The sequence below is a fragment of the Streptomyces sp. NPDC001985 genome (assembly GCF_040296845.1).
GTDB lineage: Bacteria > Actinomycetota > Actinomycetes > Streptomycetales > Streptomycetaceae > Streptomyces.
In genome coordinates, this window is sequence record NZ_JBEOYB010000057.1 from 39,603 (window position 1) to 55,633 (window position 16,031).

The 16,031-nt window shown below is 72.7% G+C and carries 15 protein-coding genes; 3 read left to right on the forward strand and 12 right to left on the reverse strand.

Annotated features, from left to right (window positions below):
* Positions 1 to 160: 160 nt before the first annotated feature.
* From ABT122_RS24110 to ABT122_RS24120, 3 genes are all read right to left on the reverse strand, one after another.
* Entirely contained in the window at positions 161 to 961 is an 801-nt protein-coding gene (locus tag ABT122_RS24110) for a helix-turn-helix domain-containing protein (protein WP_351555909.1), read from the reverse strand.
* Positions 962 to 1,029: 68 nt separating this feature from the next.
* Positions 1,030 to 2,211: a M20 family metallopeptidase gene (locus ABT122_RS24115; RefSeq protein WP_351555912.1), complete on the reverse strand. Its 1,182-nt coding sequence runs from the start codon at positions 2,209 to 2,211 to the stop codon at positions 1,030 to 1,032.
* Positions 2,212 to 2,331: 120 nt separating this feature from the next.
* A complete protein-coding gene (locus ABT122_RS24120; RefSeq protein WP_351555915.1) occupies positions 2,332 to 2,988 on the reverse strand; it encodes a cytidylyltransferase domain-containing protein in 657 nt (218 codons plus the stop codon).
* Positions 2,989 to 3,529: 541 nt separating this feature from the next.
* Here ABT122_RS24120 and ABT122_RS24125 point away from each other — a divergent pair.
* Positions 3,530 to 4,327 (forward strand): PIG-L deacetylase family protein, encoded by a 798-nt coding sequence (locus ABT122_RS24125; RefSeq protein WP_351555918.1) that lies wholly within the window; start codon positions 3,530 to 3,532, stop codon positions 4,325 to 4,327.
* Positions 4,328 to 4,390: 63 nt separating this feature from the next.
* Here ABT122_RS24125 and ABT122_RS24130 read toward each other — a convergent pair whose 3' ends face one another.
* The 8 genes from ABT122_RS24130 to ABT122_RS24165 all read right to left on the reverse strand — a co-directional run bounded on the left by ABT122_RS24130 (position 4,391) and on the right by ABT122_RS24165 (position 12,039).
* Positions 4,391 to 5,311 carry a glutathione S-transferase C-terminal domain-containing protein gene (locus ABT122_RS24130; protein WP_351555921.1) on the reverse strand — a complete coding sequence of 307 codons (921 nt, stop codon included), beginning with the start codon at positions 5,309 to 5,311 and terminating at the stop codon, positions 4,391 to 4,393.
* Between the two features lie 427 nt (positions 5,312 to 5,738).
* Positions 5,739 to 6,305, reverse strand: coding sequence for an NADPH-dependent FMN reductase (gene ssuE / locus ABT122_RS24135; RefSeq protein WP_351555924.1), 567 nt, complete (start codon positions 6,303 to 6,305; stop codon positions 5,739 to 5,741).
* 93 nt (positions 6,306 to 6,398) lie between these two features.
* A complete protein-coding gene (locus ABT122_RS24140; protein WP_351555927.1) occupies positions 6,399 to 7,388 on the reverse strand; it encodes an ABC transporter substrate-binding protein in 990 nt (329 codons plus the stop codon).
* A gap of 37 nt (positions 7,389 to 7,425) precedes the next feature.
* Positions 7,426 to 8,178, reverse strand: a complete 753-nt coding sequence (locus ABT122_RS24145; RefSeq protein ID WP_351555948.1) for an amino acid ABC transporter ATP-binding protein — start codon at positions 8,176 to 8,178, stop codon at positions 7,426 to 7,428.
* Between the two features lie 71 nt (positions 8,179 to 8,249).
* Positions 8,250 to 9,278 carry an amino acid ABC transporter permease gene (locus ABT122_RS24150; RefSeq protein ID WP_351555930.1) on the reverse strand — a complete coding sequence of 343 codons (1,029 nt, stop codon included), beginning with the start codon at positions 9,276 to 9,278 and terminating at the stop codon, positions 8,250 to 8,252.
* A gap of 21 nt (positions 9,279 to 9,299) precedes the next feature.
* On the reverse strand, positions 9,300 to 10,250 hold the full coding sequence (locus ABT122_RS24155; RefSeq protein WP_451068336.1) for an ABC transporter substrate-binding protein: 951 nt from the start codon (positions 10,248 to 10,250) through the stop codon (positions 9,300 to 9,302).
* A gap of 2 nt (positions 10,251 to 10,252) precedes the next feature.
* Positions 10,253 to 10,801 (reverse strand): GNAT family N-acetyltransferase, encoded by a 549-nt coding sequence (locus tag ABT122_RS24160; RefSeq protein WP_351555936.1) that lies wholly within the window; start codon positions 10,799 to 10,801, stop codon positions 10,253 to 10,255.
* Positions 10,798 to 12,039 (reverse strand): LLM class flavin-dependent oxidoreductase, encoded by a 1,242-nt coding sequence (locus ABT122_RS24165; RefSeq protein WP_351555939.1) that lies wholly within the window; start codon positions 12,037 to 12,039, stop codon positions 10,798 to 10,800. The genes ABT122_RS24160 and ABT122_RS24165 overlap by 4 nt, the downstream gene beginning before the upstream one ends.
* 699 nt (positions 12,040 to 12,738) lie before the next feature.
* Here ABT122_RS24165 and ABT122_RS24170 point away from each other — a divergent pair.
* A complete protein-coding gene (locus tag ABT122_RS24170; RefSeq protein WP_351555942.1) occupies positions 12,739 to 13,800 on the forward strand; it encodes an amino acid ABC transporter permease in 1,062 nt (353 codons plus the stop codon).
* Between the two features lie 413 nt (positions 13,801 to 14,213).
* Positions 14,214 to 14,981 (forward strand): S1 family peptidase, encoded by a 768-nt coding sequence (locus tag ABT122_RS24175; protein WP_351555945.1) that lies wholly within the window; start codon positions 14,214 to 14,216, stop codon positions 14,979 to 14,981.
* Positions 14,982 to 15,060: 79 nt separating this feature from the next.
* Here the strand turns inward: ABT122_RS24175 and ABT122_RS24180 are convergent, their stop codons facing one another.
* Positions 15,061 to 15,696 (reverse strand): HAD family hydrolase, encoded by a 636-nt coding sequence (locus ABT122_RS24180; RefSeq protein WP_351555951.1) that lies wholly within the window; start codon positions 15,694 to 15,696, stop codon positions 15,061 to 15,063.
* Positions 15,697 to 16,031: the final 335 nt, after the last annotated feature.

Consider the following 16,031-nt stretch of genomic DNA (forward strand, 5'->3'; position numbering starts at 1 on the left):
GGGGAGTTTCTTTCGGATCGGGCCGGATCGGTGAGCGGGGTCCGGTGCCGGGGCTCGCGAGGCGGAGGAGGGAGCCCACGCGGAGCGCCGGCGACGGACGACAGCGCGGCGAGGCGCGGTGCCGGGGCTCGCGAGCCCGGCGAGAACCGAAGGAGACGACCTAGGGCGCCGCGCCCCCGGCGGCCCGGTCGCGGGCGGTGGCACAGACCCGCTCGACGGCGTCGCCGAAGAGCGCCAGCTCCGCCGGGGTGAGGCGGGAGAAGAAGGGGACGGTGATCGCCGAGGTGAGTTCCTCGGCCTCGACGCGCTGCTCCCGCACCTCCTCGGGATCACGGAACGGCCCCCGGTGCCCCATGCGTTCGGCGTATCCGGGGCCGGTGCGCGGGGGTGCGTGGGTGGCGGCGAGAATCGCGTCGAGCGGTGTCAGCCGGCAGGCCAGGATCGCGGCGATATGGGCTGCGCCCCGCAGTTCGCGCAGCACATGGAGGGTGAGCGCGGCCCGGCCGGGCAGCCCGTCGGGAGCCGGGAGCCGCCGCCAGCCGGTGAAGAGGGCGCCCAGCGCGTCGGGGGCCGCGCCGGCGATCCGGCGCCCCAGCCCGTCGACGGTACGGAGGGTTCCGGGGTCAACGGCCGCGAGAACCCGCTCCCCCCAGGCCGTGATGACATCCCGGTAGTGGAGCGCGACCTCGTAGTGGGTCAGCCCCGCCGGAACCCGGTCCCAGGCCTTCCGCACCTCCTCCAGGGGCTCGAAGGCGATCGCCGCCGCGGCGACCTCGGCCGGACAGCTGCCGAGGACACCGGCACGGCCCACGACCCAGAACTGCGCGCCGGTCGCGAAGCCCAGCCCCTTTCCGTACGCGTCGGTGGAGTCCGCCAGCATCCAGCCGCGGCTGTAGAGCTGGACCGGTTCCTTGAGCCGCTCGACTGTCTCCGCGGCCGTCGCGGTGGTGGCGGTCGCCATCTCTTCCCCTCTCGGTGGTCGGCCCGGCCGGTGCGGCGGGGCTCCTGTGGGCGCGGGGTCGTCCGCTCTCAGGCCGGCGAGAGCCAGGACCCGAGGATGCCGGCGAGGCGCACCAGATCGGCGACGGCGACCCGCTCGGTGGCCTGGTGGGCGTGGTCGATGGAGCCCGGGCCGAAGACGGCCAGCTCCCTGGCCAGGCCCGAGTACCGCAGGACGTTCGCGCCGAAGGGCGCGACAGCGGGCTCGGTGCCGGCGGCCCGGGCCAGGAACTGGACGAAGGCGGAGTCGGGGCGCTGGTAGAACGCCGGCGAGCCGGCCCGGCCGTCCGGCGTGGTGGGCAGCAGCGAGGTGATCTCGCAGGGGATGGGGCAGGCGGCGCGGGCGACGGCGGCCATCCGCTCCAGGACCTCGTCCGGGTCCTCGCCCGGGACGATCCGGCGGCCCACGGAGATCGAGCACCGGTCCGGGATCACATTGCTGCCGGTGCCACCCGAGATCTGGGTGACCGAGACGGTGCCGGTGCCCAGTTCGGTGGCGGCCGGGAGGGCCCGCAGCCGCGCGTTCTCGGCGACGAAGGCGTCGATCACGGGCGCCATCGCCTCGATGGCGTTCACCCCCGAGTCCGGCAGCGCCGAATGCGCCGCCGTGCCCAGCGCCGTCACCCGGACGAGGACGAGGCCCTTCAGACCGTGGACGGGGCGGAACCCGGTCGGTTCCGCCACCAGCAGCTGGTCGATCAGCAGCCCCTGCTGCTCGGCCCACGGCCTGAACCGGGTCGCGCCGAGCAGTCCCCCGACCTCCTCGCTGATCGAACCGACGAGCAGGAGGGTCGGGTCGGGGCGCAGCCCGTCGCGGTGCCACGCTTCGAGCAGCGCGAGCAGCACGCCCATGGTCGCCTTGGTGTCCAGCGCTCCGCGCCCCCACACGGAGCCGGACTCGATGCGTCCGTCGAAAGGCGGGTCGGTCATGTTCTCGACGGTGACGGTGTCGGTGTGGACGTCCACCACGACGAGCCGGCCGGACCGTCCGGGGAAGCGCCCGTACACATTGGGCCGGCCCGGCAGCACCTCGTCCAGGACGGTCTCGTCCGCGCCGCAGCCGTCGAAGCGTTCGGCGAGCCGGGCCGCGAGGGCGCCCTCGCCGACCGGGCCGTGCTCCTCGGCCCGGGGTCCGGCGTGGAGCGGGTTGACGCTCGGAATCCGGACCAGTTCGGCGACCGATTCCGCCAGCGTCCGGCTGTCTGTGTCCATCCCGGAACCTCACCACTCCACAGTCGTCGCACATGTCCGGGCCGGCTGAGCCCTCTGGGCGCGCGGGACCGGCCCGCCCCACGGGGTTGGCGCCGTCCGCGCGGCGCCGGTGAACCGCTGTCAGGATTCGGAGGCGACCCGGTAGAGACGGGCGGCGAAGTCGAACTGGGCCTGGGTGTCGATGTCGATGGTGAGGTTGGCGGCCTCGTACCACAGGGGACGCGCGCCCACGAGCCCGATGTTGGTCGCGGTGTGCCTGGTCATGATCGAGCAGGTGAATCCGAGCTGGTAGTAGGTCGGGAGCTCCTGCGAGGGGCGGTGCCAGGAACCGAATCCGAATCCCATCGGATTGAAGTTCCCATCGAGGAGGTACTCGCGCATCGGATAGACAACCGTGATCGAGTCGGCGTCCGGATTCTCGCGCTTCCGCCAGGCCTCGACAACGGCCGGGTGCTCGTCGAAGAACGGGTCCGTCGCGTGACACCACATGATGTCGTCGTCGCCCGGGAGCTGTCCGCACACCTCGTTGACGACCGATTGGAAAGGGTAGGAGTTCTCGGTGAGGTGCTTGGCCCTCGGCAGGAAGGAGACTCCGTGTCTGTCGGCCACTTCGCGTGCCGATTCGTCCTCGGAGGAGAGATGGACATCGCCCGGCTCCCCGAGCCGCACCAGCTTTTTCACCAGAATGTCCAGCAGCGATTCGCCCGGCGCGAATTCACGGAAGTTCTTATGGGGAACCCTGCTCGACGAACGCTTGGCGGGGATGACGAACTTCATGGGACTCTCCTTTTCCGAAGGGGGTTCGAGCTGCCGGTGAGAGCGTGCGGGAAAGGAGCCGCGCGGTGGCGGTCCCGCCGGGGAGGCGCGGCCGGATTCGACACGGCGGAAGAGGTGTCACCGGCGGCCGGCGCGCACCGCCGAGCGGCGGGCGGCGGCGCGTCGCGCGGCGCGCCGTTGCCCGAGGACACACTGCCGGGCGGGCCCGGGGGTTCTCACCCGCCCCGCCCGGGACACGGTCCGGAGATCCGGTCAACTCACCCCTACTCACCCACAGGTCATCTCGACCGCGGCGGTCGGGACGACCGCCGGGCCGAGTGGGAAGTTCTTGCGCCGTAGGCGGAGAATCCTGCACGATTCCCGGCCCCGACCAACAGAAAGCACAACTATGACCTACGTCACATCAGGGATTTATTGACACCCCGTCAATTCTTCTGAATAATTTCCGCCCAATCATGCATATCGGCCGATGAATACCGTTCTCGATTCACTTCACTGGGGTTCGACTGCGGCGCGGACAGCGCGGAGGAGCTGGGCGACCTTGGCATTCAGAAACCGGTCCGCCGGCCCGCTTCTCCCCTTACCCGCGTTCCATGAACGCGTTCTGGTCATCACCGCCCACCCCGACGACGCCGAGTTCGGCTTCGGCGGCACGGTGGGCCGGCTGAGCGCGGAGGGCAGCCGGGTGCACTACGCGATCTGCACGGACGGGTCCCAGGGGGGTGAGGACCCCGAGGAGCCGGCGGAGGAGCTGACGGCCACCCGGTACCGGGAACAGCGCGCGGCGGCGGCTCTCCTCGACGTCCACGAGGTGACCTTCCTCGGCTTTCCCGACGGGACGCTGACGCCGGATCTCACCCTCCGCCGCGCCCTGGTCGAGACCATCCGCCGGGTGCGCCCCCAGCTGGTCCTCACCCACCAGCCGCTGCGCTCACTGGAGTTCCCCATGGGCGCGTCCCACCCGGACCACCTCGCCGTGGGCGAGGCCGCGCTCAGCGCCGTCTACCCCGACGCCCGGAACCCCCGGGCCTTCCCCGAGCTCCTGGCGGCGGGGCTCGCGCCGCACCGGGTGGCGGAGGTCTGGGTTCCCGGGCACGAGCACACGGACTTCTTCGTCGACGTCGGTCCGCACGCCGAGCGCAAGGCCGAGGCCATCCTCTGCCACGCCAGCCAGTTCCGTGACTCCGCCGACCCGCGCGCCGACATCGCCTGGGTGTTCCAGCGGATGCGGGCCTTCGGCGAGCGGGCCGGCTGTGCCCACGCCGAGGGCTTCAAGCGCATCGTGGCCGACGCCACCGCGGCGGCGGTCCCGGCCGCCGCCCCGGCTCCCGCCCCCTGAGCCCGGGCGGTCCGCACACTCCGCGGCTCGCCCGGGCCGGTGCCCGCTGTCCGGCGTCCGCCGTCACGACAGCGAGCAGGCCGTGTACCTCCGGGAGGGCTCGGCGGCGGGTCCGGCCGGGGTGTGCCCGGCCCAGTCCAGGATCTGCACGGCCGCCCCGGCCGCCTCCAGCCCCCGGCAGTGCGCGTGGTGCCGGCGGGCGATGGCGTCCAGGTCGAGAGGGCGGCCGAAGGCGGGGTGCGCCGCCAGTCGCCGGGCGTAGTGCCACAGCTGGGGATGGTCCGCGATCCGGTGGACCGCGGCGGCGTCGAGATGCAGCCGGTGCACGGTGTCCAGCCGCACCAGGGTCACCCACAGCTCCACATCCGCCGCCGTGATGTCGTCGCCGAGGAGAAAGCGCCGGCCGGCCAGGCGCTCCTCCAGCGAGCCCAGGGCACGGAGCAGGGAGCCGAGGGCGGTCCGGCGCGCCGGCGCGTCGGTGTCGGCCCGCCCGGCGTTCTGCGCGGCGCGGTTGACGCGGTCCTCGCAGAGACGGGTGACGGCCTCGATCTCCTCCGCCGAGCCGTGCGGCCGGAGGACGGGCCGGCCGGGGCCGTGGCCGCCGAAGTTCCGGGCGAGGTCGCGGAGGATGTCCGGGGTGTGCGTGCTGACGACCCGTCCCGTCCAGTCGTCGCTGAGCACGGGGGCGGTGGCCGGTCCGGGATGCCGGTGCGAACTGGCCTCGTACAGGGGGCGCAAGGCGGAGTGTCCGCCGTCGGGGCCGTCGGGCACCGGGGGCAGCTGCACGACCGGGAGGGTCTCGTCCAGACCGAGCAGGCTGTGGGTGATGGCGATGCGCAGACAGTGCGGGCAGGACGGCGAGAGATGGAGGCGGTAGCGGCGCGGGGCGGCGAAGTAGCCACTTCTCGCGTCACCGCCGATCCTGCCCCGCAGCGACGGCGGGGAGATGTGGGAGGGCACGGTGGACGGGGGCGCGGCGGGCATGGGTCTCCCTGGGTACGGGTCCGGCTTCCGGTCGAGAGGAGCGGCGGGCGGCACGCGTGAGGCGAGGGCCGCGGGTGTCCGCGTGCCCGGTGAGGTCACCGTGCCGGTGGGCGCCGCCGGTTCAGCGCAGAGGGCTCGCCGCGCTGCAGACGCGCAGAAGGTCGATATGGCGGCGGGAGGTCAGGAGAAGGGGCGGCCGGGCGCCGCACGCGGCCCGGCCGGCGGGCAACTCCAGGCGCTCCGTCATGTCCTGCCTGTCCGGTGGGGAATCCGTACTGGAGTGTCCGGCGGCCGGCGCGTTTCGTCAAGGGGGCCCGCGCCGGCCACGGGGTGATGGCGTGGTGGCGGATGCCGCGGGGGTGCGGCGCCCTCCGCGTCCGCCAGGGGCCGGGCCGGGCGGCCCGCTCCCCCGCGGCGGCGGACGCGGCTACCGCGCGCAGCCCGCCGCCGCCAGCAGGGCCGGGCGGCCGCCGAGGGCTTCGGAGAACCGGTCGACGACACGGGTGACGGCCTCGTCCGCGCCCCGGGCGATGGTCAGGGCGCCCTCGTCGCCCACCACGATGTCGGTGTCGAGGGTGAACCAGCCCTGGACGATGTGCGCGGCGCCCATGGAACTGAGCACCGGGCGCAGGGCGTAGTCGATCGCCAGGACATGCGCGGCGGTCCCGCCGGTCGCGAGCGGCAGAACCGTCTTGCCGGCCAGGGCGTGCTGCGGCAGCAGGTCCAGCAGGGACTTGAGCACCCCGGAGTAGGCGGCCTTGTAGACGGGCGTGCCGATGACGACTCCCTCGGCGCGCTCGAACAGCCCGGCCGCCTCGGCGATCGCCGGGTGCCGGAAGTCGGCGCCGAGCAGGGCGTCGGCGGGGAGGGCGCGGACGTCCAGGGGGATGACCTCGTGTCCCTGGGCCGTGAGCCGCCGGTCGAGATGGCGCAGCAGACGGGCGGTGCGGGAGGCGGCGGAGGGGCTTCCGGAGACGGACAGGACGGTGGCCATGGCGGCCCTTTCGGGAGCGTGGGATCGGCGGGGGATCGGGCCGGGGGCCGGCGTGGTGACGCGGGTGCCGCGTCACCGCTGTCCCGGCGGCGGCTACTGGTTGGTCCTGGGCAGTCCGGGCGGGTTGATCCGCGAGGTGGTCACGGCCTCGTCGGTCAGACCCCAGCGCTTCAGCACCTTGGTGTACGTACCGTTGCGGATGATCTCGTTGAGGGCGTCGGCGAGCGGCTTGACCAGGCCGTTGTCCTTCTTGGTCGTGGCCGCGATAAGACCCTGGAGGGTGGCCCCGGCTCCGGAGTGGACACCGACGACCTCGGTCTTGCCCGTGGTGGCGGCGTGGTGGGCGGCGGTCGGGTTGGGGCCGAGGTAGAGCTCGATCCGGCCGGACTGGAGGGCGAGGTAGGTGTCGCTCTCGTTCTGGTAGTACTTGATGTCCACCGGCGCGAGGCCGGCCTTCTCGGCCTCCTTGCTCCACTCGACCAGAAGCTTCTCCTGATTGGTGCCGCTGCTCACGGCGACGGTCCGGCCGGCGACGTCCTTGGGCCCGCTGATCTTCAGACCGCTGCCCTTCTTCGCCGCGAAGCCCAGGTTGTCCTTGCGGTAGGTGGCGAAGTCGTACTTCTCCTTGCGCTCCTCGGTGTCGGTGATGTTGCTGAAGCCGGCGTCGTACTTGCCGCTGTCGAGGCCGACGAAGATGTTCTCCCAGGAGACCGTGTTGATGCGCGGTTCGAGGCCGAGCACATCGGCGACCAGATGGGCGATGTCGGGCTCGGCGCCGATGACGGTCTTGTTGTCGGTGGCGTGGAAGCCCAGGGGCGCCTCGGAGCCGGAGGAGCTGGCGATCTCCAGGGTGCCTCTCTTGCGGATTCTCTCGGGAACCCCGGCGGCGATGGAGTCGACCTTCCCGGTGGTGACGCGGTTCTGGTCGGGGCTCAGATTGATCTTCGTACCCGTGTCCTTGGCCTCCCCCGTCCCGGTCGTGCCGTCCTCGGAGGGGTTGCCGCACGCGGCGAGGAGAAGGGCGGCGGTCATGCCGAGCGCGGCGGCGCCGGTGCGGCGGGAGAGGGAGAGGGAGAGGGACATGGCGGTGCTCCTTGCCTGTGGGAGGGGTGAGGCGCGGTCAGAGGACTTTGGAGAGGAAGGCACGGGTGCGCTCGTGGCGCGGGTCGTCCAGGACGGCGGCGGGTGAGCCCCGTTCCACGACGACTCCGTCGTCCATGAACACCACGGTGTCGGCGACCTCGCGGGCGAAGCCGATCTCATGGGTTACGACGATCATGGTCGTGCCGGTGCGGGCCAGGTCCTTGATGACGTCCAGGACCTCACCGACCAGCTCGGGGTCGAGCGCCGATGTGGGCTCGTCGAAGAGCAGCACCTTCGGTTCGAGGGCGAGCGCGCGGGCGATGGCCACGCGCTGCTGCTGGCCCCCGGAGAGCTGCCGCGGATAGGCGTCGGTCTTGTCGGCGAGCCCGACCCGGTCCAGCAGCCGCCGGGCCCGCTCCTGTGCCTCCCCGCGCCGCAGCCGCAGCGCGGAGACCGGGGCCTCCACCAGGTTCTCCAGCACGGTCAGATGCGGGAAGAGGTTGAAGTTCTGGAAGACGAACCCGATGTGGGTGCGCTGCTTCAGAACGTCCTTCTCCTTCAGCTCGTGCAGCTTGTCGCCGGAGCGGCGGTAGCCGATGAGTTCGCCGTCGATGCTGATCCAGCCCCGGTTGACCTTCTCCAGGTGGTTGATGGTGCGCAGCAGCGTGGACTTTCCGGAGCCGGACGGACCGAGGATCACGGTGACCTCCCCCGCGCGCACCCGCAGATCGACCCCGCGCAGCACCTCCAGGGCGCCGAAGCTCTTGTGGACACCGCGGATGTCCACCATCACCTCCTCCGCGGCGGGCGTCGCCTCGGCGGCCCGGGCCGCCGTTCTGCCGGCGTCCACCGTCACCTCGCTCATCGGCTGCCTCCGAGGGTCTTCAGGGGGATGACGGGCCGGTCGGGCCGGGAGGCCGCCGCGCGCAGATTCCGTACGAAACGGCGGGCGCGCTGGATCGGGGAGGGCGGCGGGGTGCGGTTGGCGCCCCGGGCGAAGTGCCGCTCCACGTAGTACTGGCCGACCGACAGCACCGAGGTGAGGACCACGTACCAGGCGGTCGCGACCAGGAGCAGCGGGATCACCCGGCCGTTGCGGCCGTAGATCACCTGGACCTGGTAGAACAGCTCGCCGATGGCCATCACGTACACCACCGACGTGCCCTTGAGCAGTCCGATGATCTCGTTCCCGGCGGTCGGCAGAATGGCGCGCATCGCCTGCGGCAGCACGATCCGGCGGATCTGGCGCAGCCGGGGGATGCCCAGCGCCGCGGCGGCCTCGGACTGGCCGTGGTCGACGGCGATGACGCCGCCGCGGACGATCTCGGCGGCGTACGCGGCCTGGTGCAGCGTCAGCCCGATGACGGCGGCGCCCATGGTGCCGATCAGACTGTTGCTGTCGACGGACCAGAAGACCGGGCCGAAGGGGATGCCGACGCCCAGACTCGCGTACAGGGCGCTGAGGTTGAACCAGAACACCAGCTGGACGATCATCGGAATGGAGCGGAAGATCCAGACATAGGTCCAGGCGACGGTCTGGAGCACCGGGCTGCGCGAGAGGCGCATGAAGGCCAGGACGGTGCCGAGGAGAAAGCCCAGCACCGTCGCGTAGGCGGTGAGCTGGAGGGTCACCCACACCGCGTCCACGATCGTCTCGGAGAGGATGTAGTCGCTGAAGACACCCCACTCCCAGACCGGGTTGGTGGCCATCCCGTGCGCGAACTGGACGACCAGCACGGTCACGGCCGCACCCGCCGCCCAGCGGGCGTAGTGGCGGGCGGGGACGACCCGGAGGCGGGCCGGATCACCGGGGCCCGGCGGGGTGCCGGGGCCGGGGCCCGGGGAGGCCGCGCCCGGTGGCGCGGCGGTGGAATCGGTGGTGAGTCCCATCGTGGCGTTCCTGCTCACTCGTCAGCCGTGCTCGGGCGGGTTGATGCGCGATGTCTCGATCGCGGAGGCGGATGTGCCCCATTTCTTGAGAATCCGGGCGTAGGTGCCACCGGCGATCAGCTCGTTGACCGCGGCCCGGAACGCCTTGGTGAGAGGTGAGCCCTTGTCGAAGGCGAAGCCGACATCGAGACGGTGGTACTCCCCGAGGAAGGTGGTCCCCGAGGCGGACCGGGACGCCTGGTGGCGCAGCCCGTTGATGGTCGACATGATCACGTCGGTCCGGCCCTGCTGGAGCGCGGTGAGGGTGGCCCCGTTCTCGGAGTAGACCTTGACCTCGTACGGCTTCTTCCCCGCCTTGGCGCAGACGCCCCGCTGGGCGGCGAGGGTCGCCTCGAAGGTGGTGCCCGCCCCGGTGCCGATGGTCAGTCCGCAGAGCTGGGTGAGGTCCGTGACCTTCGTGGTCAGCTCGGTGTTGCCCTTCTTCACCGCGAAGCCCTGGCCGTCGTTGATGTAGGTGACGAAGTCGATGGTCTTCAGCCGCTCGGCGGTGACACCGAAGTTCCCGGTGCCGAAGTCGTACTTGCCGCTGCCGAGGGCGGGCAGGATCGTCTCGAAGGAGGCGTCCTGCCGCTCCAGTTCGACACCGAGGACCTTGGCCACCGCGTTCGCGAGGTCGATGTCCAGACCCGCGGGCGGCTGGTTCGACCCGTTCGGGTAGTACGCCCCGGGCGGGGCGCCGATCGAGCTGCCGACCCGCAGCTTCCCCGACGCCCGGACGTCCGCGGGGAGCAGGGCGGCGGCGGACGCCACGGTGCGCACGGCGGCCACCGGGTCGTCGGCCGGCGCGCGGGACGCCCCGGCTCCCGCCGGGGCGGCGCCGGGGGTGTCGCCGGAGCCGCACGCGGTCAGCGCCAGTGCGGACAGCAGCGCGATGCCGGTGCCGGCGCGCAGTCGCGTTCCGATGCCGCGGATGGTCACAGGACCGCCGCCTCTCCGTGATGCGCGGGGGTGGGCAGGCGCTTCTCGAACGCCAGGAGGCCGATGGTCTCGGGGTCCGCGCCGGTGTCGAACAACGGCGTGTAGCCGGTGGTCAGATACAGTCCGCGGGCCTCGGGCTGGCGCGGCCCCGTGGTCAGACGGATGCGCCGGTAGCCGCGGGCGGCGGCCTCGCGTTCCAGCTCGGCGACGATCCGCCGGGCCAGACCGCGCCGCCGGTGCGCGGAGTGCGTCCAGATCCGCTTCAGCTCGGCCGTGGTCTCGTCGTACCGGCGGAACGCGCCGCCCGCGACGGGCTCGCCGTCCTCGACGAGGAGGAGCAGGACACCGCCGTGGGACGGGGTGAACTCCTCGTCGGGGTAGCGGGCGAGCTCGGCGTGGGCGTCCTTGCCGTAGCGCGCCGAGTACTCGTCGCCGAGTTCGCGCAGCAGGGGTCCGGTCCTCGGGTCGGAGACGGTGACATGGACGATGGCCCGGTCGGCCGGGGCGTGCCGGGGCCGGAGCCGGGGCCGGGTGGAGGAGGTCATCTGTTCACCGCCGCGGCGGTCCGGGAGCCGCCGTGCGCCGCCGCCGGCTCGGCGCCGGGCTCGGCGGACCCGGCGGACCCGGCGGGCTCGGCGGACCCGGCGGACCCGGCGGACCCGGCGGACCCGGCGGCATGCTGGTTCCGGCGTTCGGCGTCGCGCTTGGCGACCTCCTTGCGGACGATCGGAATGACGTGCCGGCCGAAGTCGATCGCGTCGCCCAGCAGGTCGTAGCCCCGGGCGGAGAGGATGTCAACGCCGAGGTCGTAGTAGTCCAGCAGCGCCTGGGCGACCGTCTCCGGCGTGCCGACCAGGGCGTTGGAGTTGCCCGCGCCACCGGTGGCGGCGGCTGTCGGGGTCCACAGGGCGCGGTCGTAGCGCTCCCCCGCCTCGGCGATGGCGATCAGCCGCTGCGAACCGGTGTTCTCGGGCTGATGGTGTCCGTTGTGCCGCCGGGTGACCAGATCGCCGCGCTCCTTGCGGTCCTTGATCGCGCCCACGGTGCGGTGGGCCTTCTCCCACGCCAGCTCCTCCGTGGGGGCGATGATGGGCCGGAACGCCACCTGGATACGGGGCACGTCGGCGCGGCCCGCCGCCTTCGCGGCGGCCTTCACGGCCTCGATCTGCTCGGCGGTCCTGGCCAGCGGCTCCCCCCACAGGCAGTAGATGTCGGCCTCGGCTCCCCCGGCCGCGTACGCCGCGGGCGAGGAGCCGCCGAACGACACGTCCGGGCGCGGCTGCTGGACCGGGAAGACATCGCTGACGAAGTCGTGGAAGCGGTAGTGCTCCCCCTCGTGGTCGAAGGGCTCGTGGGTGGTCCAGATCCTCTTGACGATCCGGATGTACTCACGGGTGCGGGTGTAGCGCTCGTCCTTGGTGAGGGTGTCGCCCTCGCGGCCCTGCTCCCGGTCGTTGCCGCCGGTGATGAAGTGCACGGCCAGCCGGCCCTCGCTGATGCGGTCGAGGGTGGCGAAGGTCTTGGCGGCGTAGGTCGGGTACGAGACGTTGGGCCGGTGGGCGAGCAGGAGCTGGAGGCGGTCCAGCCTGCTCGCGATGTAGGCGGCGGCCGGTGCGGGATCGGGCGATCCGGAGCCGTACGCGAAGAGCACCCGGTCCCAGTCGTGGTCCTCGTGTGCCCGGGCGAGCCGGAGTGTGTACTCCTTGTCGAACGCGGCGCCGGAGCGCGGGGTGGTTTCGGAGCCGTTGTTGGTCGCGGCGATACCAAGGAACTCAACCGGCACGGGAGATGACCTTCCTCAAGTCCATGGGACCGTGCCCCGGTCGGTATCCGGGCACGGCGGTGCGGCAGCCTGCGGCCGTCGGAGGACGGCGCGTCAGGAGGCGGGGAACGAGATGGTGAGCGGATGGGACGACGCCGGGCACGGGCCAGGGGCACGGTCGGGCGGCGGCAGCGGTGTGCCGGCTCTCGCAGCGGTGTCCGCGCGCGGACTCAGCGGGTGCTCAGCGCGGGAGGACGACGGTGTGCGGAGAGGGATTCCGGCCCGCGACGGGGTCGCCGAGGGAGGGAGGGGCCGGTCGGGCCGCCCGCTGTCGCGTCAGGCGCAACACGCCGCGGACCACACCCGACCGAAGTCGATGTGATCACGCGTAACCAGGCGCAGACCGGCAATCATGCGACCAATTGAGCAGTACAACTCGCCGCTCGTCAACTGTGTTCCAGGTGATGTAACACCAATGAACGGTCCGCCACCGAGGTTGACACACAAGGGCGTTGGATACATACGATCGGGGCCGGACGGGCTCCGCCGGGCACGGCAGCCGCGCCGGCCGCGTTGAGGGACGCGGTGATCACGACGACGCCCGTGAGCCGGCCGCCATTCCACCGCCCGCCGCGCCGCTGTGCCCGCGCGGCGTCCACGCACACGCGCCGCCGGGTGGGTCACCGGCGCCCGCGCGTCCCTCCCCTGGAGTGCCTTCTGATGGTCCCGCCGTCCGATCTCACCGATCCCTCCCGCGTCAACGGTTCCGTCCCGCCGCCCCTCTCCTCCGCCCCCGGCCCCGCGCGCGCCCCCGGCCCGGACAGCCCGGACAGCCCGGAAAGGCCGGTCCACCGCGCGGCCCCCGGCGGGGAGCTGCCGAGGATCGTGCCGCGCCGGCACACCGGCCGGCGGCTGACGGCCGTCGTGGCGCTGCTGCTGCTCGCGATGGCGGTCAACTCCGTCGTCCGCAACCCCGCGTTCCAGTGGGATGTCGTGGGCCGGTACTTCACCACCGCCGCCGTGCTCGACGGGCTGCTGCTCACCCTCTGGCTGACCGGTGCGGTGATGGTGCTCGGCTTTCTGCTCGGCATTCCGCTCGCCGTGATGCGGCTCTCCGTCAATCCGGTGCTGCGCACCCTCAGCTGGGGCTACGTCTGGATCTTCCGGTCCACTCCCCTGCTGGTGCAGCTGCTGTTCTGGTTCAACATCGGCGCCCTCTACCCGACGCTCGGTCTCGGCATCCCCTTCGGACCGCAGTTCGTCACCGTCGAGACGGTGCATCTGCTCGGGCCCACCCTCACCGCCGTCATCGGACTGACCCTGCACGAAGCCGCCTACGCGGCCGAGGTGGTGCGCGGCGGCATCCTCTCCGTCGAGTCGGGCCAGACGGAGGCGGCCCAGGCCCTCGGTATCGGCAGAGCGCGCACCCTGCGCCGGATCGTCATCCCGCAGGCGATGCGCTCCATCGTCCCGACGGCGGGGAACATGCTGATCGGCACGTTGAAGGGCACCAGCATCGTCAGTGTGCTGGCCGTGCACGATCTGCTGTACTCGGTGCAGCTGGTCTACAACCAGACCTATCAGGTCATCCCGCTGCTGCTGGTCGCCACCGTCTGGTACATCGCCGTCACGACGGTGCTCAGCACGGGACAGTTCTACGTCGAACGGCACTACGCGCGCGGCTCCGCCCGCGCGCTGCCGCCCACACCGCTGCAAGGACTCAGGGCCCGGCTGGCCGCGCTCCGCACCCGGTGGGACAGGGCGACCGCGCCGGGCGCCTGAGGGCACGGACCGCGCCGCGGGGCGCGGGGCCGGCCGGGCCGAGGGGACCGCGCGGGAAGGGGGTACGCGGGTGGGGCGCGGCGCCCGACGCGGCGGGCGGCGCGGGGGCGGGGCAGGGCGGGGCACGACGGGCGGTGGCGCGGGGCACGACGGGCGGTGGCGCGGGCGGGGCGCTGCTCCGGTACCGGTGAGGAGCGGCGCCGTGCCGTACGGGACCTTGTCCGGACAGTTCGGGCACGGTCCGGCTCTCCGCGTCCAAGTCGCCTCCGTCAACCCCTTGTGCCGGCGACACGGCGTCTGCCAGATTCTCCGCAGCCACTTGTGTCATGGACGCAACAAGACACCCTCTGGTGCGTCCTGCCCTTCCTGCGCATCCCGGCAGGGCTCCACCCCCACACGATGGAGAAGACCACGTGCGTATCACCCGTCTCATACCCGCCCTCGCGACCGCCGCGCTCTCCGTAGTCGCCCTCGCCCCCACCGCCACGGCCCAGACACCGGCGCCCGCGCCGGCCCCGGCCGCCGCCCCGGCCGCGGAGAGAGCCTCCGGCGCCGCGGAAGGCCGGGCCGCCCTGCCGATCATCGGCGGGGGCTACGCGAGCAACGCCCCCTGGGCGGCACGGCTGTTCTCCAACGGCCGGCAGACGTGCAGCGCCTCGATCATCGCGCCCACCTGGATACTCACCGCCAAGCACTGTGTCACCGGCGGCGGGCTGTCGTTCCGTATCGGCAGCCTCGACCAGACCAGCGGCGGCATCTCGGCCAACGCCTCGGCTGTCCACAACCACTCCTCCTCCGACCTGTCCCTGGTCAAGCTCGACCGCTCGGTCACGGCGACCTATGCCCGCCTCGGACAGCCCGGCTCGGTCTCCGTGAACCAGACCGTGCAGGTGTACGGCTGGGGCGCCACCTCCCAGTGCGGCTCCGAGATCAACTGCCAGTCCCGCTATCTGAAGGTCGCCAACGTCATCGTGAGCGGAGCCTGCCGCGACGCCTACAACGGCACCGCGATCTGCGCCCGCCGCGGCGACGGCATCACTGCGGGCGGCGACTCGGGCGGTCCGATGATGGCCAACGGCATCCAGGTCGGTGTCGCCTCCACCAGCGACCGGCAGACCATCACCGCCTACACGAACGTGACCGCGTACCGTTCGTGGATTCAGTCCCTCGCCGGGGTCTGACCGGCGCGCCGTCCCGAAGAGGGGCCGGCCCGCGGCGAGCGCCGCGGGCCGGTCCCTTCCGGCCGTCGGCGCGAGGCCGTCAGCGCGCCGCCGCGACCAGGCCGCTGAGGGCGGGCAGTACGTCTCGCAGATCGCCGCCGTCCACCGTGACGGTCGCCGCCTCCCGTGCCGCCGCCGAGGCGTTGAACGCCACACTCAGCCCGACGGAGGCGAACAGGGGCAGATCGGAACGGCTGTCCCCGACGGCCCCGCACACGCCGGGTGGCAACCCCAGCTCCCGGGCCAGCGCGAGGGCGAAGTCCCGTTTGCCGTACTCGTCGAGGTGGCGGGCGACACGGCCCGTGAACCGGCCGCCGGCCCTCTCCAGGCGGGGTCCGCTGAAGGCGTGGAAGCCGAAGCGGCCGGCCAGATATCCGCCGACCGGCGACCAGGCCAGCGTCGCCAGCACGGGCACCAGCCCGTTCCCCCGGCACCAGCGCACGGTCTCCGTGATGCCCGGGACCAGGGGAAGCCCGTCGAGCCGGCCGAGGATCTGCTCCTCGGACACGCCCGCCCAGCCCCGGGCATCCCGTTCGGACACCTGCCGGTTGTCCAGGTCGCCGCGGGCGTAGGCGTCCTCGGCCCGGGCCAACTCGTCCCGGTGGCCGAGGAATCCGGCGAGAAAGACCGACGAACTCGTCCCGGGGACGAGAGTTCCGTCGACGTCGAAGAACACAGCGCCCACAGGGCCGGAGGAGAACACCGGTCCAGGATGCCACGCGGCGCCGCCCACCCGACTCCCCGAGGGCGTCCAGCGCGTGCGGCGCCACTGCCTCATTGCCCCACGGCTCCACGGCGCCACTGCCGTCATCGCCCGCACCAGGACGGAGCGCGCCGCCCGGGTGCGGCCACCCCGCAGCCCTCACGCCGCCTCGCGGCCGTGCGGGCGCCCGCCCCGCCGGTCGCCGGCGAGCCCGGGCATGCTCTCCGGCTCCGCGTCCGGCCGCCCGCCAGGGGGCGAGCCGGTGCCGCTCGCCCCAGGCCACGGGTGGCGCGCCGGCCGCGGCCACC